The sequence below is a fragment of the Phyllobacterium sp. A18/5-2 genome (assembly GCF_025452215.1).
Lineage (GTDB): Bacteria > Pseudomonadota > Alphaproteobacteria > Rhizobiales > Rhizobiaceae > Phyllobacterium > Phyllobacterium sophorae.
The window spans coordinates 832,662-855,076 of sequence record NZ_CP104966.1 but is presented as its reverse complement, the minus strand read 5'-3'; the positions used below and the strand labels follow the sequence as shown (position 1 = coordinate 855,076).

The 22,415-nt window shown below is 57.9% G+C and carries 18 protein-coding genes, 1 tRNA gene and 7 pseudogenes; 10 read left to right on the top strand and 16 right to left on the bottom strand.

The features are described from left to right. Window positions 1–123: 123 nt before the first annotated feature. The 7 genes and pseudogenes from N8E89_RS04235 to N8E89_RS04205 form a co-directional block, all read right to left on the bottom strand. Entirely contained in the window at window positions 124–1,005 is an 882-nt protein-coding gene (locus N8E89_RS04235; RefSeq protein WP_106666921.1) for a 3-hydroxybutyryl-CoA dehydrogenase, read from the bottom strand. Between the two features lie 102 nt (window positions 1,006–1,107). Beyond that, window positions 1,108–2,038 (bottom strand): annotated as a pseudogene (locus N8E89_RS04230) (electron transfer flavoprotein subunit alpha/FixB family protein). A 20-nt stretch (window positions 2,039–2,058) separates the two neighbouring features. After that, window positions 2,059–2,808 (bottom strand): electron transfer flavoprotein subunit beta/FixA family protein, encoded by a 750-nt coding sequence (locus N8E89_RS04225; RefSeq protein ID WP_262261218.1) that lies wholly within the window; start codon window positions 2,806–2,808, stop codon window positions 2,059–2,061. Window positions 2,809–3,001: 193 nt separating this feature from the next. After that, on the bottom strand, window positions 3,002–3,763 hold the full coding sequence (locus tag N8E89_RS04220; RefSeq protein ID WP_262261217.1) for a rhomboid family intramembrane serine protease: 762 nt from the start codon (window positions 3,761–3,763) through the stop codon (window positions 3,002–3,004). 36 nt (window positions 3,764–3,799) lie between these two features. Next, window positions 3,800–4,382: pseudogene (locus N8E89_RS04215) on the bottom strand (cob(I)yrinic acid a,c-diamide adenosyltransferase). 19 nt (window positions 4,383–4,401) lie between these two features. Beyond that, window positions 4,402–4,599, bottom strand: coding sequence for a twin transmembrane helix small protein (locus N8E89_RS04210; protein ID WP_099997916.1), 198 nt, complete (start codon window positions 4,597–4,599; stop codon window positions 4,402–4,404). Between the two features lie 43 nt (window positions 4,600–4,642). Further along, window positions 4,643–5,476 (bottom strand): SDR family oxidoreductase, encoded by an 834-nt coding sequence (locus N8E89_RS04205; RefSeq protein WP_262261216.1) that lies wholly within the window; start codon window positions 5,474–5,476, stop codon window positions 4,643–4,645. A gap of 100 nt (window positions 5,477–5,576) precedes the next feature. Between N8E89_RS04205 and N8E89_RS04200 the strand changes: the two genes are divergently transcribed. Continuing rightward, window positions 5,577–6,431, top strand: a complete 855-nt coding sequence (locus N8E89_RS04200) for a YihY/virulence factor BrkB family protein (protein ID WP_106666915.1) — start codon at window positions 5,577–5,579, stop codon at window positions 6,429–6,431. 84 nt (window positions 6,432–6,515) lie between these two features. Here the strand turns inward: N8E89_RS04200 and N8E89_RS04195 are convergent. Both N8E89_RS04195 and gluQRS read right to left on the bottom strand, forming a co-directional pair. After that, a pseudogene (locus N8E89_RS04195) lies at window positions 6,516–7,202 on the bottom strand (DMT family transporter); the annotation flags it as partial. A 200-nt stretch (window positions 7,203–7,402) separates the two neighbouring features. Then, window positions 7,403–8,267, bottom strand: a pseudogene (gene gluQRS, locus N8E89_RS04190) (tRNA glutamyl-Q(34) synthetase GluQRS). Between the two features lie 85 nt (window positions 8,268–8,352). On the opposite strand from gluQRS, the gene N8E89_RS04185 reads away from it, so the two are divergent. Both N8E89_RS04185 and N8E89_RS04180 read left to right on the top strand, forming a co-directional pair. Further along, window positions 8,353–8,997 carry a DNA-3-methyladenine glycosylase family protein gene (locus N8E89_RS04185; RefSeq protein ID WP_262261215.1) on the top strand — a complete coding sequence of 215 codons (645 nt, stop codon included), beginning with the start codon at window positions 8,353–8,355 and terminating at the stop codon, window positions 8,995–8,997. Window positions 8,998–9,106: 109 nt separating this feature from the next. Continuing rightward, a complete protein-coding gene (locus N8E89_RS04180) occupies window positions 9,107–9,664 on the top strand; it encodes an HNH endonuclease (RefSeq protein ID WP_106666912.1) in 558 nt (185 codons plus the stop codon). Window positions 9,665–9,835: 171 nt separating this feature from the next. On the opposite strand, the gene N8E89_RS04175 is transcribed toward N8E89_RS04180, so the two are convergent. Both N8E89_RS04175 and N8E89_RS04170 read right to left on the bottom strand, forming a co-directional pair. Next, window positions 9,836–10,363, bottom strand: a complete 528-nt coding sequence (locus N8E89_RS04175) for a disulfide bond formation protein B (protein WP_410010334.1) — start codon at window positions 10,361–10,363, stop codon at window positions 9,836–9,838. An 8-nt stretch (window positions 10,364–10,371) separates the two neighbouring features. Continuing rightward, the gene (locus tag N8E89_RS04170) at window positions 10,372–10,962 is read right to left on the bottom strand and encodes a YqaA family protein (protein ID WP_106666911.1); all 591 of its coding nucleotides are present in this window, start codon (window positions 10,960–10,962) and stop codon (window positions 10,372–10,374) included. Between the two features lie 270 nt (window positions 10,963–11,232). Here N8E89_RS04170 and N8E89_RS04165 point away from each other — a divergent pair. Further along, window positions 11,233–11,317 (top strand) — tRNA-Leu (locus N8E89_RS04165). Window positions 11,318–11,358: 41 nt separating this feature from the next. Here N8E89_RS04165 and N8E89_RS04160 read toward each other — a convergent pair. Then, a complete protein-coding gene (locus N8E89_RS04160; protein ID WP_162707288.1) occupies window positions 11,359–11,514 on the bottom strand; it encodes a hypothetical protein in 156 nt (51 codons plus the stop codon). Window positions 11,515–11,598: 84 nt separating this feature from the next. Here N8E89_RS04160 and N8E89_RS04155 point away from each other — a divergent pair, with 84 nt between their 5' ends. Then, window positions 11,599–11,796 (top strand): hypothetical protein, encoded by a 198-nt coding sequence (locus tag N8E89_RS04155; protein WP_146147873.1) that lies wholly within the window; start codon window positions 11,599–11,601, stop codon window positions 11,794–11,796. A 44-nt stretch (window positions 11,797–11,840) separates the two neighbouring features. On the opposite strand, the gene bspF is transcribed toward N8E89_RS04155, so the two are convergent. The 3 genes and pseudogenes from bspF to secA form a co-directional block, all read right to left on the bottom strand. Next, window positions 11,841–13,127, bottom strand: coding sequence for a type IV secretion system effector crotonyl transferase BspF (gene bspF, locus N8E89_RS04150; protein WP_106666910.1), 1,287 nt, complete (start codon window positions 13,125–13,127; stop codon window positions 11,841–11,843). Beyond that, window positions 13,127–14,549, bottom strand: a pseudogene (locus tag N8E89_RS04145) (lipopolysaccharide biosynthesis protein). Before N8E89_RS04145 ends, bspF begins: the two are co-directional and overlap by 1 nt. A gap of 143 nt (window positions 14,550–14,692) precedes the next feature. Beyond that, window positions 14,693–17,419, bottom strand: coding sequence for a preprotein translocase subunit SecA (secA, locus tag N8E89_RS04140; protein WP_106666909.1), 2,727 nt, complete (start codon window positions 17,417–17,419; stop codon window positions 14,693–14,695). Window positions 17,420–17,687: 268 nt separating this feature from the next. Here secA and N8E89_RS04135 point away from each other — a divergent pair. The 5 genes and pseudogenes from N8E89_RS04135 to N8E89_RS04115 all read left to right on the top strand — a co-directional run bounded on the left by N8E89_RS04135 (window position 17,688) and on the right by N8E89_RS04115 (window position 21,504). Beyond that, window positions 17,688–18,604, top strand: a pseudogene (locus N8E89_RS04135) (peptidylprolyl isomerase). Between the two features lie 81 nt (window positions 18,605–18,685). Next, a pseudogene (gene argJ, locus N8E89_RS04130) lies at window positions 18,686–19,928 on the top strand (bifunctional glutamate N-acetyltransferase/amino-acid acetyltransferase ArgJ). A 12-nt stretch (window positions 19,929–19,940) separates the two neighbouring features. After that, window positions 19,941–20,693 carry a GNAT family N-acetyltransferase gene (locus N8E89_RS04125; RefSeq protein WP_106666906.1) on the top strand — a complete coding sequence of 251 codons (753 nt, stop codon included), beginning with the start codon at window positions 19,941–19,943 and terminating at the stop codon, window positions 20,691–20,693. Next, entirely contained in the window at window positions 20,690–21,097 is a 408-nt protein-coding gene (locus tag N8E89_RS04120) for a (deoxy)nucleoside triphosphate pyrophosphohydrolase (RefSeq protein WP_113172188.1), read from the top strand. The genes N8E89_RS04125 and N8E89_RS04120 overlap by 4 nt, the downstream gene beginning before the upstream one ends. 80 nt (window positions 21,098–21,177) lie before the next feature. Next, window positions 21,178–21,504, top strand: a complete 327-nt coding sequence (locus tag N8E89_RS04115) for a hypothetical protein (RefSeq protein ID WP_262261214.1) — start codon at window positions 21,178–21,180, stop codon at window positions 21,502–21,504. A 4-nt stretch (window positions 21,505–21,508) separates the two neighbouring features. Here the strand turns inward: N8E89_RS04115 and N8E89_RS04110 are convergent, their stop codons facing one another. Further along, a complete protein-coding gene (locus N8E89_RS04110; RefSeq protein WP_262261213.1) occupies window positions 21,509–22,393 on the bottom strand; it encodes a methyltransferase domain-containing protein in 885 nt (294 codons plus the stop codon). Window positions 22,394–22,415 lie beyond the last annotated feature (22 nt).

The following is a 22,415-nucleotide window of genomic DNA, read 5'->3' as shown; positions in this document are numbered from 1 at the left end:
GTAACAATCGCCAGAGGGGCCCGGTGCTGCAATTCTGCTTCAGTTGGGGAGAGGCACAGACCAATGCAAGGGTTTGATTAGAAATAAAATATTGACGATGCACGCCATAACGTGCCCGTCCCGTCACCGTGTCGGAACGGGATGTTCGCCGCGATAATCGTAGAAACCGCGGCCGGCCTTGCGTCCCAGCCAGCCGGCTTCGACATATTTGACAAGAAGCGGGCAGGGCCGGTACTTCGAATCCGCAAGACCGTCATAGAGCACCTGCATGATCGAAAGGCAGGTGTCTAGCCCGATGAAATCGGCAAGCTGCAGCGGCCCCATCGGGTGATTGGCGCCCAGTTTCATCGCCGTATCGATGGCTTCGACCGAACCCACGCCCTCATAAAGCACATAGATCGCTTCGTTGATCATTGGCAACAGAATGCGGTTGACGATGAAGGCCGGAAAATCTTCGGCAACGGTGATCGTCTTGTCGAGGCTGGCGACGAATTGGCGTGCGCTCTCGAAAGTCACATTTTCGGTGGCAATGCCGCGAATGAGCTCGACAAGCTTCATTACCGGAACCGGGTTCATGAAGTGGATGCCGATGAAACGTTCGGGCCGGTCAGTGGTCGCCGCAAGGCGCGTGATCGAAATGGACGAAGTGTTGGTGGCGAGGATCGCTTCGGGATTGAGATTGGGGCAAAGCTGCGCAAAAATCTTGCGCTTGACGGTCTCGTCTTCCGTTGCGGCCTCAATGGCAAGATCGACTCCGGACAGATCTTCCATCCGCAAAGCTGGGCGGATATGCGCCATTGCCTTGACGCGCTCCGGTTCCTCCAGTTTGCCGTGGGAAACCTGACGGGCCATGTTGCCGTTGACGGTGGCGATGGCCTTTTCCAGCTGTTCGGCAGATTGGTCGTGGATCAAAACATTATATCCGGCCACGGCGCAGACGTGGGCAATGCCCGAGCCCATTTGCCCTGCGCCAATAATGCCTACAGTCTTGATCGTACCAGCCATGTTTCCATCCGTTTTGCTTTATTTATATCACACAAACTAAATGGCCGGAGTAGCGTTCGTCTACCCCGGCCAGATAATTTCATTTCAAAACATGGATTAAATTCAAAGTGCCTTTTCAAGCTCCGGCAGGATGGTGAAGAGGTCACCGACGAGACCGTAATCGGCGACCTGGAAGATGGGGGCCTCTTCGTCCTTGTTGATGGCGACGATCACTTTCGAGATCCTTCATGCCGGCAAGATGCTGAATGGCACCGGAGATACCGACGGCGATGTAAAGGTCCGGCGCGACCACTTTGCCGGTCTGGCCAACCTGCCAATCGTTCGGGGCGTAACCAGCATCAACCGCAGCACGCGACGCACCGACGGCAGCGCCGAGCTTGTCTGCGACCGGAAGGATCACTTCCTTGAATTTTTCGCTCGAGCCGAGGGCACGCCCGCCGGAGATGATGATCTTCGCGGAAGTGAGTTCCGGACGATCGCCGCCGGAAAGCTTGGCTTCGACGAACTTCGACAGGCCCGGGTCGGTCGCGGCGGAGACAGTCTCTACCGAAGCCGAACCGCCTTCGGCGGCCGCGGCAAAGGTTGCGGTACGAACCGTGATGACTTTCTTGGCGTCGGTCGCCTGCACGGTCTGAAGCGCATTGCCGGCGTAGATCGGACGTTTGAACGTGTCGGGTGAGATCACCTCGATGATGTCCGAAACCTGCATGACGTCGAGCAAGGCGGCGACGCGCGGCAGGATATTCTTGCCGTTGGTCGTGGCCGCAGCAATGATCGTGTCATAATTTCCGGCAAGCGAAACGATGAGCGCTGCGCTGGCCTCGGCAAGACGGTTTTCGAGGTCAGGACTGTCGGCAAGCAGGACTTTCTTGACGCCCGCGAGCTTTGCGGCCTGATCGGCGACGCCCTTTGCGCCCTTGCCGGCCACCAGCACATGCACATCGGAACCGATGGCAAGCGCCGCCGTCAGCGCCTTGGCGGTCTGGTCGGAAAGGGTCTCGTTGTCATGTTCGGCAAAAAGAAGAATAGCCATGTTGTGTTCCTTTCCTGATCCTAGAGAACGCCGGCTTCGTTCTTCAGCCTGCTGACGAGTTCAGCAACATCCTTGACCTTGACGCCCGCCTTGCGGCCGCCTGGCTCTTCGGTTTTCAACACCTTGAGGCGCGGCTTGGTGTCGACGCCATAATCGGCAGCGGACTTTTCATCCAGCGGCTTCTTCTTGGCCTTCATGATGTTCGGCAGCGAGGCATAACGCGGCTGATTGAGGCGAAGATCGGTGGTGACGATCGCAGGCAGCTTGATTTCGATGGTCTGCAGGCCGCCGTCGACTTCGCGGGTGACCTTGGCAGTGTCGCCGCCGAGCTCCACTTTCGAAGCGAAGGTGCCCTGGCTCCAGCCAAGCAGAGCAGAGAGCATCTGGCCGGTCTGGTTGGCATCATCGTCGATCGCCTGCTTGCCGAGAATGACCAGCTGCGGCTGTTCTGCTTCGACAACGCCCTTGAGGATCTTGGCGACGGCCAGCGGCTCAACGATATCGTCGACCTTGACGAGAATGCCGCGATCGGCACCCATGGCCAGCGCGGTGCGGATGGTTTCCTGAGCCTGCGCCGGTCCGATCGATACGACGATCACTTCCTCGACCTTGCCGGCTTCCTTCAGACGAAGCGCTTCCTCGACCGCGATTTCGTCGAACGGGTTCATCGACATCTTCACATTGGCAAGTTCAACGCCGGAGCCGTCGCCCTTTACCCTGATCTTCACGTTGTAATCGACTACCCGCTTTACCGGTACGAGGACTTTCATGGGGACTCCCTCTTATAAAAACGAAAGGCAGATTTAACCGCCTCGATAACACACCCGCTTGCCGGATGCCGACATTGAGGTGAAAAAAACGACACTCTGGCTCTATGTTGCGCGGGACCGTAATTATGAGTGACGTAAAGGTCAATCACCGTCGCGTCTCATATGGAACTTCAACCGATTGAATGGCCGGGGGCTATCGTCCCCACTTGATCGGTTCTGTTTGAGAGGTTGCCGGTTCGGTAGGTTTGTCGGTCACCACGGCGCGCGGCGAGACGATGGCCCGGTCAAACAGCGGCACGCTTCGTCGCTTGAGGATGACGATGAGCAAGACACCGGCGATGATGCCGCCAACATGGGCAGGCCAAGAGACCTGCTCCCCGCCACCCCAAACGAGCATCAGGAACTGCGTCGCCACCCACAAGATGAGCGGATAGATGGCCGGGATACGCAAGGGTATGCGTCCAAAGGCGAGCACCCATACTTTCACACGCGGGTGCAGCAGCAGATAGGCAGAGACGATGCCCGCAATGGCACCCGATGCACCGATCAGCGGCGCCTCGGAATCAGGCAGGATCACCCCGTGCAGGAATGCTCCGGCGGCAGCGCAGAGAAGGTAGAAGATCAGGAACTTGATGTGCCCAAGCGCATCTTCGATATTGTCGCCGAAAACCCAGAGGAACAGCATGTTACCGCCGAGGTGGAAGATGTCGGCATGAAGAAACGCGTAGGTGACATAGGTGAAATCCCGCGGCACGAAATAATAGCTTGCGGGTAAAATCGCCAGATCGTGGATGACCGCAGGTATATAGCCGAGGCCGACGGCGGCGGCTTGCGCGTAATCACCCGAGACGCTCATCAGCAGGAAGACAAGCACATTGATCGCAATCAGCGACAGCGTGACATATTGCAGCTTGATGTATTTGAGGCTGTTGGCGTCATGCAATGGAATGAACATCGGCGCCGGGTTCCTGCCTCTGCGGGTTTTTGCGTCTCAGCGATTGTGACCCGGCACCCATAACACGTCCCTCGAGCCATTGTCATTGACCACGCGGGCGGCGACAAAGAGAAAATCCGAGACACGGTTGATGTATTTCAGTGCGGCGGGGGTGACCGCCTCGTGCGGCTTTTGCGCGAGTTCCACCATATACCGTTCGGCACGGCGGGCGACGGTGCGGGCAAGGTGCAGCGCGGCGGAGGCGGGGGAACCTCCTGGGAGGACGAAGGAGCGCAAGGGCGCGAGGTTTGCGTTCAATTGGTCAATGTCGGCCTCAAGCCGCGAAACCTGGCTGTCGATGATCCGCAGCGGCTCGTAAGGCAGCGTCTGGCCCGTGTCCGGGGTTGCGAGATCAGCCCCGAGATCGAAGAGATCGTTCTGGATGCGCATGAGCATGGCATCGAAGTTCCGGAAAGGCTTTTTCCGTATGCAGCCGGGCGAGGCCGATGCAGGAGTTGGCTTCGTCCACAGTGCCATAGGCTTCCACGCGGAGATCATGCTTGAGGCGCCGTTCGCCGTTGCCGAGGCCGGTGGTGCCGTCATCGCCCGTGCGGGTGTAGATCTTGTTCAGCTTGACCATGGGGGTTCTATCCTCGGGACTAGCCCGCCGAGCGGTGGAAATAGATAGCGCCGACGATAAGTATGATGGCGATAAGCTGCAGGAAGATGCGCAATTGCATCATCTTGTTGGAGAAGTTGGCATCGCCGCCCTTCATCATGTTGCGCAGGCCAATGAGAAGGACAATCGTGACTGCGGCAATGGCGACGACCGCCAGAAACTTGAAGATGATATCCATGGGTCTTTCCTTTCAGATCAGCCGCCGTTGCTGACTGATCCTATCATGATTGGCTCGCAAGCATGCGGTATAGCGCACGTTTTGACAGAAATCTGCGGGCAAAGACTGTAAATTTTGCCGGACGCGTTACCAGATAATGGGGCCGCGGACGAGGATTTTCCAATGCGTCCTTCAGCACCGCATAGACCGCATCTGGACCGAGTTTGAATTTCGACTTTGTCCCCCCACCCGATAATCGTGCGATCAATCGGCGATAGTCGTCGCGGTGCGCGGAGTTTTCCACGTCGATGTGGCTTTCGAACTGCTTGAGTGCGTTGTAGGTGAATTGCGTCGCGATAGGCCCAGGCTCGATCATCGACACATGAACGCCAGATCCTTCCAGCTCCATGCGCTGCACCAGCATCAGGCCTTCCAGCGCGAACTTGGATGCGACATAGGCACCGCGCCATTTCATCGGCACGAGGCCAAGGATCGATGAGCAGTGAACGATCCTGCCGTACCCCTGCTTGCGCATGACGGGAACAAGGTGCTGCGTCAGTTCATGCCAACCGAAGAAATTGGCGTCGAACTGTTCGCGCAGGCCGGCGATAGGCAAATCCTCTACCGCGCCGGGCAGGGCATAGGCGCCATTGTTGAAAAGTGCATCGAGCCTCCCGCCGGTTTCGTCCAGTACGGTGTTCACGAGCGCGGCAATGGAATCCGGTTCGCGATAGTCGAGATAGTGGGCGGACAGACCATCCGCTTTCAACGCATCGATATCCGATGCCTGCCGCGCTGTGGCGAAGACGGTCCATCCATCGGTTTTCAACACCCGCGCACAGTGGGCACCTATCCCGCTGGAACATCCTGTGATCAAAATCGTTCTGGAACGGGCCATGTTTACCGCATGTTTCAAATCAATCGATTGAGTAAGAAAAGACTTCACATATTCGCCAACGCCTTGCAATCTCACGGATCAAGGGGGCAAAACATCATTGATGCGTAAATTATATGGTTTTCTCCGGCGTGTGATCGCCGACGCGCTGGGGCATTTCCTTACGGATGATGGTTGGGCGCTGGCCAGCCACGTCGCACTTTCCGGCATCATGGCACTGTTCCCGTTCCTGATCTTCGCAACCGCGCTTGCCAGTTTTCTCGGTGCGAGCGCTTTCACGGATACGGCCGTCCATGTGATCTTCGATACCTGGCCCGACGTTATCGCAACGCCGATTGCGCGGGAAGTACGCAATGTCCTCAACGTGCAGCGCAGCGGCCTGTTGACGATCAGCGTGATCGCAGCGGCTTACTTCGCCTCCAATGGCATCGAAGCACTGCGCGTCGCCCTCAACCGGGCCTACCGGGTGATCGATACACGTTCGATCATCTATTGCCGCCTGCAAAGTCTGGGTTATGTCATCGTCGCGACAGTCGGCATCATGGCAATCAGCTTTCTGCTGGTCCTGGCGCCGCTTGCCGTCCGCATTGCCGAAAAATGGATCCCTGAGATTGCGCTCGTGTCCGGGACGATCGGCTTTTGGCGCTATGTCATCGCGACGACTGTGCTTGTCGTCGGACTTCTGGTTGTGCATTTGTGGCTGCCGGCGGGGCGCCGCAGGCTGATCGATATCCTTCCGGGTATTTTGCTGACGCTCATCGCCTGGACCGCGGGTGCCACGATCTTTGCCAACTATCTTGAAACGTTCGCCACTTACGTGTCGACCTATGCGGGTCTTGCCTCGATCATGGCAGCGATCGTTTTTCTCTATATCATCGCGGCAATTTTCATCATCGGCGCCGAGATCAATGCTGCAATCATCCGCTATTGGGAAGGCAAGGCGGCCGAACGTCTTTGACCGGTCGACAGGGCGACCCCAAGCCGCCGCGATAAACATCCCAACCAGTTGGAACAATGTCAGCGTTTCACCGAAAAGCGCGTAGGCCATCAGGGCGGTGACACCCGGTACCAGGTAAAACAGCGACGCGACCTTAGACACTGCGCCCTGATTGATGAGAATCATCAGGAGCAGCACTGCACCGATGGAAAGGACGAACACCAGCCAGAACATGGCAAATACCAATGGGCCTGACCAGATGATGATGTGCGTCTCGAACAGCAGCGAGAATATGCCGGTGAGTACCGCGGCACCGAGATATTGCAGTGCCGTCCCCGCCTTCAGGTCGATCGCACCGACATAGCGTTTCTGCCAGACCGTGCCGGCGCTGATGGCAAGCACGGACACGATCGATGCCGTGACGGTCGCGGGTGTGATGCCGTCAGCGGAAATCGACAGCTTTGGCCAAAGGACCATGGCGACGCCGCTGAACCCGACGGCCAGTCCGGCCCAATGACGCGGCTGAATTGTCTCGCCAAGAGCCAGGCCGGCAATCAACGCCGTGATCAATGGCTGCAACCCGACAACGAGAGCGGACATACCCGCCGGCAGTCCATTGTGGATGGCCCAGAAGACTGCGCCCAGATAGACGCCGTGTATGAGGCAACCGGCGACGATCGCATGCATGGCGCCGCGCTTGTTCGGCCAGTGGCTGCCGGCCAGGACTACCCAGATGCCGAGGATAGCGCCAGCAATGACAAACCGCGCCGTCAGGAACAGGAACGGCTCCATATAAGGCATGGCATAACGCGCGCCAATGAAGCCGGTGGCCCAGAGGATGACGAACAAGGCGGGGAAATAGCGGACAGACATGAGTGGGGAACCGGGCAGGAATGATTTGTCGAGATCATGTATACCGAATTGGTCACAACAACCAGACGTCGTTTGAAGGCCAGGCGGCGCACCACGCACGATAATTGTTGCGTTTGAACTCACAACCCAACCAAACCACGTATCTCCTGGGGCGTCTTACCCTGTTCGCGCAATTCGCGCAGGGCCGTATCCTTGCGGCTTTTCGAGAGTTTCTGGCCGTCGCGGTCGAGCACCAGCGCGTGATGGTGGTAGACAGGAGGATCGATATCGAACAGCCGCTGCAGGAGACGATGTACGCTGGTGGCGTGAAAGAGGTCCGTGCCGCGGACGACATGGGTGATGCCCTGCAGGGCATCGTCGATGACGACGGACAAGTGATAGCTCGTCGGCATGTCCTTGCGCGCGATGATGACGTCGCCCCAATCCTGCGGCCGCGCCTCGACCAGATGTCTGTCAGGTGCGGTTTCGCTCCACGAGAGTTTCTCGCCAACATGTTCAAGCGCGCGCTGCATATTCAAGCGCCAGGAGAAAGGTTGTCCTTCGCCGATCTCGCCGGTCGCGCTCGCTTTTTGAAAGCATCCGGTCGTTTGGCGGGTAGTGAAGCGCCCCATCGGGATCACGCGGCCAGTGATCCCTGTCTCCGGGCATCGCTTCAATTGCCCGCTTGATATCACTGCGGCTAAGGAATGCCGGATAGACAAGTTCCATGCCGATCAGCTTGCTCAATGCTTTGTGGTAGACGGCAAAGTGCTCGGACTGGCGGCGAACGGGTGTTTCCCAGTCGAGTCCTATCCACCGCAGGTCCTCAAGCATGGCCCGTTCCAAATCTGGGGTGCAGCGCTCGCGGTCGATGTCTTCCATGCGCAGGAGCAACCTTCCGCCCGTATTGCGTGCCATTTGCTGGTTTAGCAAAGCCGAATAGGCATGGCCAAGGTGCAGATGGCCATTGGGACTTGGAGCAAATCGGAATACCGGAACTGTCATGAGTGATGAGTGGCGTTCTTGCGTGGGTATCGCAGCAATTGATACGGTGTTTGCGAAACGATGCAAAGCGAACGGTTGAAGACATATGCGCAGGATAGATACACTCGACGATATCGCCGAAGGCCTGGAAGCCTTGCTGCAAACCCATCCGGAGCTTGGCGTCATCGCTGAGCGGGCAGGGCCGTTGCCGTTACGCCGCTCCGAGCCGGGTTTTGAAAGTCTTGCTTCGGTGATTGTATCGCAGCAGGTCTCCAAGGCGAGTGCTGCTTCGATTTGGGACCGCCTCGTCCGGCTTATCGATCCGCTCACCCCGGAAAACTATCTGGCGGGCGGTGAGGAGGCGTGGCGGCTCGCCGGTCTGTCGCGTGCCAAGCAGGCGACGCTTGCCCGCATCAGCGAGGCGATCATTGCCGGCGAGCTCGATCTTTTCGACCTGTGCGACCGGCCGATCGATGAGGCCATGCAGGTGATGACAAGCGTGAAGGGCATTGGCCCATGGACGGCGGAAGTCTATCTCCTGTTCTCGGCCGGACATGCGGATGTCTTCCCGTCGGGCGATGTCGCGCTCCAGCATGCCTATGCCCATGCCTACTGCGAATCAGTCCGGCCGGACTCAAAAGCGCTGCGGCTTTTTGCCGAGCGCTGGTCGCCCTGGCGCGGTGTTGCAGCCCGACTTTTCTGGGCTTACTACGCCGCAACCCGTGGCCGCGATGGCACACCAATCGCATGAAGTTGAAATAACGGGGTTTTTCCTCAACAATCACAGCAATTCGCTTCACATTCCTGTCACGTCCAGCTTACAATAATGGGGCCTGATGGTTGGATTGGGAGTTGATTCCTTGACAATAGCCGTCTCGCCGGACGGGTTACCGGCTTTGGTGCTCAATGCGGACTATCGTCCGCTCAGTTATTACCCCTTGTCGCTCTGGTCCTGGCAGGACGCGATCAAGGCGGTCTTTCTCGACCGTGTGAACATCGTCGCGGAATATGAGCACGAGGTATCTTCGCCCTCCTTCGCCATGCGGCTGCCCAGCGTGGTTTCGCTCAAGACCTACATCAAGCCATCGCGAAACCCCGCTTTTACCCGGTTCAATGTTTTCCTGCGCGACCGGTTCGAGTGCCAGTACTGCGGCTCCGAGGAAGACCTCACATTCGATCACGTTATTCCGCGTTGTGCCGGCGGCGAGACGATCTGGGAGAATGTCGTGGCCGCCTGTTCGCCCTGCAATCTTCGCAAGGGCGGCTTGATGCCCAACCGGGCGAAAATGTGGCCGCGGCAAAAGCCTTATCAGCCGACGGTGCACGACCTGCACAATAATGGCCGCCTGTTTCCCCCAAACCACCTGCACGAAAGCTGGATGGATTATCTCTACTGGGATGTCGAGCTGGAACCTTAGAGACCTTCAGCCAATCCACCCCGGTGGCCATCTGATGCGATTTTCTGTGCTTCCGGTGCTCACGTACTATACGTACGCTGCGCTCCGGTTCTCGAAAACCACACCAGCTGACTCACCGGGCTGAATTGTCAGAAGGTCTCAACTACGCTCTTGAGATTCAAGAAAGCGTATCTAGGCTTTTCTAGCCCCCCGGAAAGCGACTGTCATCAGAACAAGGCTCGCGATTGCGTTCCAGCCGGCAAAGGAAAGGCCGAGCACACGCAGCGCCGCGGTATCGCATGCGGGCGGATGAACGGCATTCATGTCATTGAGCAGATTGCCTGCGTCTGTCGTGATCGACATGGAAACCGCAGTACAATCCGTCGGGCCGGCCCAGAACTTCCACTCCACGCCAGCGTGGAAAATCGCCAGTCCCAGTCCGATGAGCATCAGGATTCCGCCGAGTGCCAGCAGAAGACGTGTGAGACCGGCAGGCCATTTCAAGCTTGACGAAGCCACCGCGAGCGCCATCAGCGGGATTCCGGCATAGTAGGGATAGCGCTGTTCCAGGCACAATTTGCAGGGAAGATAGCCGCCGATATATTGAAAACCGAGTGCAGATCCGACTGTGACGATCATGGCCAGCAAGAGGAAGATGGCGGTCTTGAGGTGGGCGGAGGTACTGGTGGTAGCCATGATGTATTTGACGTCCTCATTCATGATCTGAATCACAGGTGATAATAATGGAACAAGGCATAGAGCAAAATTAGGACGGCTGCGGCCGCGCTTGCGATCAGGCCCAGCCGCTTCTCGATGAAGTGACGAATTGGTTCGCCATAGCGGCGCAGCAGCCAGGCGAGGAAAAAGAAGCGTGCGCCGCGCGCGATGATCGCCGAGGCGATGAACAGCCAGATATTGATCGCGGCGGCTCCGGAAAGGATGGTCACGACCTTGATGGGCGGCAGATGGGCAAGCCCCGATGTAACCAGCAGAAGGAGGATCGCATCGGCGCTGGTAGAACCGCGCAACTGCTCGAAAGCGTCCAGCTTGCCGTACATTTCAAGAATGGGTTTTGCCAATGTCTCATAGGCGTAATAGCCGAGAAGCCAGCCGGCTATGCCACCGAGGACCGACGCGAGGGTTGCCACGAGTGCATAGCGATAGGCGCGATCGGGCCGTGCCAGCGCCATAGGAAGGTAAAGCACATCGGCCGGGACGAGAAACACCGAACTTTCGACGAAGGCGATGATTGCGAGCCAGACTTCCGCCGATTTGCGCGCGGCAAGAGACATCGTCCAATCGTAAAGTCTGCGCAGCATAAGTGGGTTCCTGTCGGGGGAGTTGTTTGGAAAAGGCCGGTGATCTTTAGAGCAAACTTCGCCCGAATGGAATCGTTTCGCTCAAATTTAGCGGCCCGGCGTTGCACTTTTGCCCGATCCCGCGTGTCGCCTTTAGTGGTCCGCTGCCAGTGCAGCAACACACGAGTGCGTTATCATCGAGAAAACGTCTTATTGGTGTTGACCGAAGGCCGCCTCTGCATGTATTTGGCTTTACGGATTTGGTTCGCCCAGATCGACGCCTGTCTGGCGGCCCCCTTGGCGGAATTGGTAGACGCGCCTGACTCAAAATCAGGTTCCGAAAGGAGTGCTGGTTCGATTCCGGCAGGGGGCACCACTAGCAGGGCAAAAGCCCGATTTCTGGTTGCTCGCGGAAATTCAGTAGTCGTTCACGCGGTAGGTGCAATTGGTGAACACCTTGGCACCAAAGTCGCTTGGCCGATCACAGAATACCAGTGGGCTAACGTTGCCGGACGAAGTGCAGCCGGGCAAAATCATCAACAAGGCTGCCAAAAGCATCGCAATACGTGTCATGTGTTCAACCCTTTCAGACCGGATACGCGGCAGGCGACGTCTTAGTATTTGTGGCCGAGCCGCGGCGTGCAGTGGGTAGTTGCCGTGGATTTAAAAGAACCGGGGGTGTCGCAGAACACCAGCGGACTGACATTTCCTGATGAAGCGCAGCCAGTTAATATCATCAAAACCGTTGCCGCTAACAGCGCGATACGCATGATGGATCAACCCTCCAGCAATGGTGGCCGGTTCCCGTGCGGGACAGCCATCAATGATGATGAAAGTCGGTTTCTAGCAGGATAGCCTACCACACTGCGGCGGCTCAGGTGTAATTTTCCGGAAAGCCCCTATTTCCGCCGCGTCAGATCGCGCAGACGTTCCCGGACGACACGCGCAAGATTTTGCGTGCGCCGGTAGAGGTGAAGCTGCGACGCTGCCTGCCGTGCAGCGCGATCCGCCGCCGGCGTCAATCCGATCACGAGCGTGCCGATGGGCTCCCGTTCCTGAAACAGCCGCGAGGCGACGGGGTGGTCGGGCACGGCGCAGGAATCGGTCCGGTCGATGTTCGGGTCATCAAGGTGGTTCTTGAGCATCTCGATCATCAGGAGAACGCCGGGTGAATAGGCCGCCAGACTCTCGTCATAAGCGGTCTTCCAGGTCCAGGCCTCGCCGGCTTCGACAAAGACGACGAGCACGGCGATGGTCTTGCCCTCAAGTTCGAGCGTGTGAATGCGGGCCAGATCGCGGGCGGCGAGGTTATTGACGGCTTCGCGGGCAAAGGCGGCGCGGAAACGATCGACGGCCATCGCCGAGCCGCGCTGGCCCTTCCAGCCGCTGGCTTCCAGCGCCAGAAACTCTTCCAGCTTGAGGCGGATATCCTCACCGCTGCGGCTCACTGTATAGGTCAGCTTGCCCTTTTCTGAAAGACGGCGCCAAAGCCTGCGATATTCCTTGGCGTGGCGCGGGCCGATCGCATCACGCAGGTATTCCTCGCCTTCCTTGGCGCTTTCGAGGAACGGGCGTTCGACCTGATTGACGGACACGAGCGGAAGATTGCGGTCCATGGCAACCGAGCGGATCAGCTGCGCCACCGGACGGTTCAGCAATACATCGGGAAGGACGAGAATATCGGGGAATTTGAGGTGCTTGCGCGCCAGCATATCGAACAGATCGTTGAGTACGCCGACAGGATCGTCCCTGTCGATCAGCGGTGTGCCCTGGGGGCCAAAGGGTGTGGCCCAGGCGCGCAGGATCGAGGCCGACACGGTGAAGCCGGGCCGTTCGATTGTATAGGGCATGAGGAAGCGCAGACGGCTTTTCACGTCATTTTCGTCGCGCATGACCATGAAACGGACTTGCCGGTCATCGAGACGCGGCATGGCCGGCGCCAGGAAGCGCGGATTGAAGAAGATATTGGGCTCGACGGTTCTGTAGGTCAGGTATTCGAGTTCATCGAGCAGTTCGAAGCCGGCAGAGGCCGAGTAGACGGAGAGCTTGCGCGGTACGCCGCGATTTCCCAGGGTCTCCTCTATCTGCTTTGCCGCATCGTGCGGGTGATCGAATCCCGAGAGCTGTGCAATGATCTGCGAGGAGGGACCCCCGGCCAATTCTTCGAGAAGCGGTATGGCTGCCATCAGATTTCTTCCTTGGCAGGACTTGCATTCGTCCTGCCGGCAAACACGAACATGGTGATGTTCAGACGATTGTAAACAGTCAGCGCGAGTGTCACCGCCTCAAATACCATCGAGAAGGCAGTGGCGAATGCGGCGCCAGCGAGGCCATAAACCGGTATCAATACAATGCTGAGACAGATGTTAACAATCAGTGTGACGGCATAGACCATGGCGCAGATTTTTTGCTTGCCGGCCATGTTGAGGAGGCTCTCCGCCGGGCCGACCGAAGCGCGGGCGACAACGCCGATCACCAGAACGAACAGCAATGGATAGCCATCGGTGAACTGGGCGCCGAAGAGGTAGAGCAGTGGTTTTCCAAGCAGCAGCAGGACGATTGCCATCCCGAGTGACGGCCAGAAGGTCCAGCGCGCAGTGTCCCGTGCGAATTGCGCCAATTGAACATTGTCATGGCTGTGCATCAGTTCCGAATAACGCTGCGCAGCGCCTGCCTTCACTGAAAAATAGACGAAATGCACCAATGCGAGCAGCTTCACCGTGGCGAAATAGGTCGCGACCTTGTCGGGGTCCATGAAGCGCCCGACCATCAGGACGTCGGCATTGGTGAGCAGGAAGAAAAATCCTTCGACCAGGAAGATGGGCAGCGAGACGGCAAACCACTCGCCAAAACGGATTTGCCTCGCGCCGGGCGCGACGACGGTGCGGAACCTGTGGTTGACGACAAGCAACTGAAACAGCGTTGTCGTATAGGTTGCGATGATCGCCGAGGATACGGCCGTTACCGCAGTTGGAGCGAAGCCGGTAATATGCAGGATGCTCATCACCAGCAAGGTGAGAACCGGCCGGATGATGTAGGTTGGCGTGAGGGCGACGAACGCCCACGACCGCGATCGCGCCGTTCCATCGAGCGTGTCGCCAAGCGCAATCATCGGCAGGCAGATGAAGCCGATCATGAATGGCACGACGTAGTAGGATTCTGATCGTTTCGCGGAAGAAGTAGACGCCAGCAGCGCCCGCCAGCGCAATGCACGTGGTCAGGCCCAGTGCAAAGGCCTTGCTGGTAAACAGCATGCCGCGCAAGTGATCCAGTTGCTGGCGCTCGAGATATTCCGGCACGAAGCGGATGATGCTGGTCTGGAATCCCAGGCACGACAGATTGCCGAGAATGACGACCGTTACCCACACCAGGACAAAGATGCCGTATTCGAACTGGCCCATCCAGCGTGCGAAAATCACCTGCGAGACGAGGGCAATGGCTGCGCTGACAATGCGCACGAAAAACGCGATCAGCGAAACACGCTGTGCAACGGCGTGCTCGGTTGATCCGTCAAGCATCTGATCCACGCGCAAGAGCCACGGATTAAGCTGCTGTGACAATTTTTCCGGCAAAAACCGGACCGCAGCTCCGACCGCAGAAATTCGCAAGGGCAGCTCCAATCGTTCCAATGCCAGACGCTATAACCCGTAAACCTTTAGAAACGGTTCGAAAAGTCAACGGGTTCTGCTTTGGAAACCATGCAAAAAGGCCGCATCATGAGTGCGGCCTTTTCGGTGATTGTCAGTGATTGTCAGACGAAGGCGCCGTGACAGTGCTTGTATTTCTTGCCGGAGCCGCAGGGGCAGGCCTCGTTGCGGCCAATCTTGCCCCAGGTCTGCGGATTGTCGGGGTCGCGGTCCGCCGGATCGACGACACGCAAATCTTCCTGCACCGCAAGAACACTGCCCTCGCCGAAATCATCCTCACCAGTAAAGCCATCGATGTGGTGACCTTCCATCACCGGCAGGGCCGGCTCCGGGGCACTTGCCGCTTCGCGCACGATTTCGACGCGCATCAGCTGCGTCGTCACGTTCTGGCGCAGATTGATCAGCATCGTCTGGAAGAGCTCGAAACCTTCCGTCTTGTACTCGTTCAGCGGGTCACGCTGGGCATAACCACGGAAGCCGACAACGGAACGGAGATGATCCAGATTGACGAGATGTTCGCGCCACAAGGCATCCAGGGTCTGAAGGATGACCGATTTCTCGACATAGGCCATGATCTCCGGGCCGAAACGTTCGGCACGATCCGCGGCTGCCTTCTCCACTGCATCCGTCAGGCGTTCACGAATATCATCCGGTGTAATGCCGTCTTCGAGTGCCCATTCGGTGATCGGCAGATCGAGGTTGAGAATATTGCGTACGTCCTCGTCGAGCTGCTTGATATTCCACTGCTCCGCGTAGGCACCTTCAGGCGTATGCCGCGAAATCAGGTCATCGACCACATCTTCGCGCATTTCCTTGGTCGTTTCGCTGAGGTTGGTGCTGTCCATCAGCTCGATGCGCTGCTCGAAGATCACCTTGCGCTGATCATTCATCACGTCGTCATATTTGAGAAGGTTCTTGCGGATGTCGAAATTTCGCGCTTCCACCTTCTTCTGCGCCTTTTCCAGCGCCTTGTTGATCCAGGGATGGACGATGGCTTCGTCTTCCTTCAGGCCGAGCTTCTGCAGCATGCCGTCCATGCGTTCTGAGCCGAAAATACGCATCAGATCATCCTGAAGCGACAGGAAGAATTTCGAACGCCCCGGATCACCCTGACGGCCCGAACGGCCGCGCAACTGGTTGTCAATGCGGCGGCTTTCGTGCCGCTCGGTCGCCAGGACGTAAAGACCGCCGGCGGCCAGCGCCTTCTCTTTCAGACGGGCAATATCATCGCGAATGGCAGCTTCCTTGGCCTTGCGCTCTTCACCATGCGGCATATCGTCGAGTTCCCGCGCGATACGCATTTCCACATTGCCGCCGAGCTGAATATCGGTGCCGCGGCCAGCCATGTTCGTGGCGATGGTGATTGCGCCGGGTACGCCGGCCTGGGCGACGATATAGGCTTCTTGCTCATGGTAACGGGCGTTGAGAACCTGGAAGTCCTTGAAGCCCTCCTTGCGCAGGCGCTCTGCAAGCTGTTCGGATTTTTCGATCGACGTGGTGCCAACGAGGATAGGCTGGCCCTTGGCGGTTGCCTCGCGGATATCGCGAACGATCGCCTTGTATTTCTCCTCGACAGTCCGGTAGACCTCATCGTCCTCGTCGGCCCGCTGAACAGGAAGATTGGTCGGGATTTCCGTGACCTCGAGGCCATAAATATTGCCGAACTCTTCCGCTTCGGTGGAGGCGGTGCCGGTCATGCCGGCAAGCTTCTTGTACATGCGGAAATAGTTCTGGAACGTGATCGAGGCCAGTGTCTGATTTTCCGGCTGGATCGTCACGTGTTCCTTGGCTTCGAGTGCCTGATGCAGGCCTTCAGAAAAGCGGCGGCCCGGCATCATGCGGCCGGTGAACTCATCGATAATGACGATCTCGTCATTGCGGACGATGTAGTCCTTGTCCTTCTGGAAAAGCTTGTGGGCGCGCAGCGCATTGTTGACGTGATGCACGACAGCAACATTCTCGATGTCGTATAGACCTTCGCCCTTGAGGTGCCCGGCTGCCTTGAGCAGGTTCTCAAGCTTCTCGGTACCTTCCTCGGTGAAGATGGCCGTCTTCTGCTTTTCGTCGATCTCGTAATCTTCCGGTCTCAGCGGCAGGATAAACGTATCGATGAGATTGTAGAAGTCGGAGCGGTCATCCAGCGGGCCGGAAATGATCAGCGGCGTGCGGGCTTCATCGACGAGGATCGAGTCAACTTCGTCGACGATCGCGTAATGATGCGGCCGCTGCACCATCTGGGCGCGCTCATATTTCATGTTATCGCGCAGGTAGTCAAAGCCGAGTTCATTATTTGTGGCGTACGTGATGTCCGCACGATAGGCGGTGGCACGTTCCTCGTCATCGAGTCCGTGGACAATAATGCCGTAGGTGAGGCCGAGGAAATTATAGACCTGGCCCATCCAGTGCGCATCGCGGGTCGCGAGGTAGTCGTTGACGGTCACGACATGCACGCCCTTGCCCTCAAGCGCGTTGAGGTAGACTGGCAAGGTCGCAACGAGCGTCTTGCCTTCGCCGGTACGCATTTCAGAAATGCCACCATTGTGCAGGACCATGCCGCCGATCAGCTGTACGTCAAAGGGACGCATGCCGAGGACACGCTTGGCCGCCTCGCGCACCACGGCAAAAGCCGGGACGAGCAGATCGTCAAGTTTTGTCCCTTCGGCAAGTTTCGCGCGGAATTCAGCGGTCTTTGCCTTCAACTGTTCATCGGTAAGTGATGAAATTTCCGCTTCAAGCGCATTGATTGCATCAACGCGGGGTTTGAAGCTCTTGACACGGCGCTCATTGGAAGAGCCGAAAATCTTGCGGGCAAGGCCGCCGAAACTGACCATCCCTGGTCCTCTCTAATTCGTTTTGTCAGAAAAATCTGACATTTAATTACCCGCCGCCCGGCTTTTGAAACAGCTGATACGGTGCAGGCATCATGCCCCATGTACCAAGCATATCCGTTGCCAAGCTATCTGGACGCAAAGCCGTTGGACAGATAAGAGGGGGCTTGAATGATGTCAATGTTGAAGCAGCACGCTGTTATTGCTGCATCGTGGCAAAATTCTGCCGTATTCATAGCCCGTACCGGTCCTCCCAAGGAGAAATTGACCCATGAACCAATTGCGCAAAACCCTTTCATTTATGACTGCTGCCGTATTTTTGACCGGTATTTCCTCTGTGGCAATAGCCCAGGACACCGGCAAGACGGACCCTGCCAAGCCGGACGCCGCTCAGGCGGATGCTGCGAAGGCGGATCCCAACAAGGTATTGGCAACAATCAACGGCACCAAGATCACGCAGAAGGATGTCGATCAGATTTCCACGGACCTCGATCCCCAATTTGCGCGTCTGCCCGACGATCAGCGGCGTTTGGCCGCTCTGGCCGCGATTATTGACATCAAGTCGCTTTCGGCCAAGGCCGAGACCGAGAAGCTGGATCAGACCCGGAATTCAAGGCTCGCATGGAATTCCTGAAAGACCGCGCTCTGCACAACGACTACTTCAAGCAGCAGGTCGTCGACAAGATCACTGACGCCGACGTGCGCGCCCGCTACGACAAGGAAATGGCAGCAATGCCAGCCCAGAACGAAGTTCGCGCCCGTCACATTCTGGTAAAGACGAAGGAAGAAGCGGAAGCAATCATCAAGCAGCTCGATGGCGGAGCCTCCTTCGAAGATGTTGCCAAGGAAAAGTCGACGGACGGTTCGGCCGCCCAGGGCGGCGATCTCGGTTATTTCGGTCCCGGCCAGATGGTGCCGGAATTCGACAAGGCAGCCAATGCCCTCGAAATCGGCAAGTACACCAAGGAACCGGTTCAGACACAGTTCGGATTCCACGTGATCAAACTGGAAGACAAGCGCCCGCAGCAGCCGCCGGCGTTCGATCAGGTGAAGGACCAGGTCAAGTCCATCCTCATTCGTGAGCGCTACATGGAATTGGTCAAGAAGGACCGTGCTGACCTGAAGATCGAATATACCGATCCGGAAACGGAAAAGGCGATCAAGGCCGCGACCGAGGCACAGCAGTAACATTGGAATGGGCCCGGTCTTCACCGGGCCTTTCTTTCAGCCCTAACCCAACCTTGCGAAACGCTCTTTTCGAGGTAACCAATGTCGACGACTGTCTCTCCACTGGCTCCGAAACATTATCCGGCCATGCCGGAAATCCATGGGGTGAGGATCGCAACCGCTGAAGCCGGTATCAAATACAAAGGCCGAACCGATGTTCTGCTTATCGTGTTTGACAAGCCGGCCGCGGTGGCGGGGGTATTCACCAGGTCAAAGTGTCCTTCGGCAGCCGTGGATTTCTGCCGTAGCAGCCTTGGTGGCGGTAAGGCACGGGCCGTCGTGGTCAATTCCGGCAATGCCAATGCGTTCACGGGCAAAAAAGGCAGGGAATCGACCAAATTGACTGCAGCGGCTGCGGCAAAGGCCGTCGACTGCCAGCCGGGCGAAGTTTTCCTCGCTTCAACGGGCGTTATTGGCGAGCCGCTTGACGCTGGAAAGTTCAGTCATCTCTTGGCCGACATGACCAGGAACGCCGTCACGAGCCGCTGGCAGGAAGCCGCCAGTGCCATCATGACGACGGACACCTTTCCGAAGGTTGCAACGGAAACGGTTCTGCTGGGCGGAGTGCCGGTTACAATAAACGGTATTGCCAAGGGCGCAGGCATGATCGCGCCGGACATGGCGACGATGCTTTCCTTTGTTGCCACGGACGCACCGATCGATCTCGGATGTCCTGCAAGCGCTGTTGTCGAAATCCGTCGGCAAGAGTTTCAATTCCGTGACCGTCGACAGTGATACTTCGACGTCAGACACACTGCTGCTCTTTGCAACGGGCTCCGCTGCCGAACGCGGTGCTGAGCGGGTAACCAAGGTCAAGGACAAGCGGCTGAAGGATTTCAGCAAGGCGCTTGACCGGGTGCTGAAAAGCCTCGCCTTGCAGGTGGTGCGCGATGGCGAGGGCGCGCGCAAGATGCTGGAGATCACGGTGACCGGAGCGACCTCGACACGGTCGGCCAAGCGCATCGCCCTTTCCATTGCCAATTCGCCGCTGGTCAAGACGGCCGCGGCGGGCGAAGACGCCAATTGGGGCCGTATCGTCATGGCCGTCGGCAAGGCAGGTGAACCGGCAGACCGGGATCGCCTGGCGATCTGGTTCGGCGATATCCGCGTTGCCCGAGAAGGCGAACGCGATCCGGACTACTCGGAAGAAGCAACTTCCGCTTACATGAAGAATGACGATATCAAAATCCGTGTCGATATCGGTCTCGGCAAAGGCAAGGCAACTGTCTGGACTTGCGACCTGACCAAGGAATATGTGGCGATCAACGGTGATTACCGTAGCTGACAAGGATTACGGATGCAGTTAGCCCAAATCAGGCAGATTGAGGCGGTTGGGTTTCGGGCCTGGCCCGCTTCCTCCGTCCACTACGACGGAAGTTGGGCCATTCGCATGACGGCAAGCCATCCTTCCAAGCGCTTGAACTCGGTCAATCCCCTCGACCCTGGCGATATCGCCAACATGGAGCAGCGGGTGACCCGCGCCGCTCAGCGGTTTCGCGCCTATGGCAGGCCGCCTGTTTTCCGCCTGTCGCCGCTCGCGCCAAAAGAACTGGACCAGTATCTGGACGATCTCGGTTGGGCGCGTTTCGATGAATCGATGGTCATGACCGTGGATCTGGCAAATGTCGATCTCTCCGGTGCGCTCGACCAGATACCGCTGAAGGATATCGGCCGGTTCATTGACGCGGCGTTGCAGGTGCAGGGTGAAAATTCTGCCCTGAAGCCGGGACTGTTCGAAGTCATCAATGCGATACGGCCCTCCAAGGGCCTGTTTGTCATCGAAGAGGGTGCGGTGCCGGTATCAACCGCGATTTGCGTCCATGATGGCACGCTGGCGGGGCTGTTCAATATTGGCACGGCAGCAAATCGCCGCCGTGCGGGGCTCGGCCGGGCCATCATCAAGTCTGCCCTGAAGTGGGCCGTGCAGCACGGTGCCAGGAGGGCCTGGCTGCAGGTGGAGGTGGCGAATACCGGTGCCATCAAATTGTACGAGCACATGGGCTTCAACGAAGCCTATCGCTATGCTTACCGTCAGGCTCCAGACACATGAGCGAACATCCGATCCTGCTGGTGACCGCTTGCGCGCTGGTTGATGCCGACGGCAGGGTACTGCTGACGCAACGTCCTGAAGGCAAGTCACTTGCCGGCCTGTGGGAATTCCCGGGCGGCAAGGTCGATCCGGGCGAAACGCCGGAAGAGAGCTTGATCCGCGAACTGCACGAAGAACTCGGCATTACCGTTAAACCCGCCTGCCTCGCACCGCTGACCTTTGCCAGCCATACCTATGAAACGTTTCATCTGCTGATGCCGCTTTTCATATGCAGGCGTTATGAGGGCATCCCGCGTTCGATGGAAGGGCAGGTTTTGAAATGGGTGAAACCGAAGGATATGCGCGATTATCCGATGCCGCCTGCCGACATCCCGCTCATTCCGTTTCTCATCGATCTGCTGTAATTCTTTGCCAATTGTTAATGACTCCTTCACCTGATTGAGCGACTTTTAGTCAATTCTGAAGGCGTATTTTCAGGTGGGGCATGGGGCGCAAGAACGACTATCGTGACGACGAGCTGTTGCTGTCGAGAACTCTCTCGGGCGCAGGGATGGGTCTGTTGCGGATCACGCTGTTGTTCGGTTCGGCGGCTATCGCATTGGCGCTGATTATTGCGCCGCTTGCCGACCGCGGATCGCAAGCGGTGGTCGACTACTCAACAGGGCGTTCCATTGACGAAATCGCGACGGGATCGATCAAAAAGGCCGATCCGGCTGCATCCACCTATACCGTTCGCCGCAGCGTGCTGCAAAGATCGCCGAATGCCGTCTGCATCCTCAACAGCGACGGGTCGAAAAGCGGCGACTGCTGAGAACCTATTTCTTTTCGAGCGATTCCACATCCTTGAGAAAATCGGCAAGCGACGCCTTGGCCGAGCCCGGCTTCAGCGGCTTCTGCTGCGATTCGTGCGCGGCCCAGCCGGACATCCAGATGAACGAGAATGTCGCTCTGATCCGGCCATCGGGGTCGCTGAAGCGGTCCGCATAGATCTCTGCGACCCGCGCAAAGAAGTGCCGTGTCAACGGCCGCCGCGACCGGCCGGTCAACGCGTTCTGCATGCCCATGGCGCGCAAGTCGCGCATCAATGCGAAGGCCGAATCATAGCGTACCGTATAGCTCTCGATATCTGTGACCGGCAAGGTGAACCCGGCACGCTGCAGCAGGCCTCCGGCATCGCGGACATCGGCAAAGGGTGCAACCCGTGGCGCGGCGCCACCAAATATCTCGCTCTCTGCCACGAGCAGGCATTCGCGCAATTCCGCCAGGGTGTTTTCACCCGCCATCGCCCCGAGAAACAGGCCGTCAGGTCTCAACGCGCGACGGATTTGCAAGAGCGTGCCAGGCGTATCGTTGGTCAGGTGCAGCGAAAGCAACGAGACGATCAGGTCTGCACCGGCGGGTTTGAGCGGCAGTGCTTCCTCATCGGCGACAACCGCCGGAAATGCTCCGGTGAAAAACCGCGCATCCTGCTCGACACGGACGATCGTCGCGGCCTTGCCGGACCGTTGCAGCGCCTGTGCCGCAAGATCCGTATGGCTTGCAAGATCGACTGCAATTTCGAACTTGCGCTCAACGGCGGAAAGACGCTCTTCCAGGTCGGCGGCAGCGCGCGCAAGCAGAAAATCCGCAGAATGCCCGTGTTGCTTCAGAGCGCGCAAGCGCCGGGCCAGAAGCAAATTTCGATCGAAGACCTGATGCATTCCGAATTTCTCTGATCTCTGT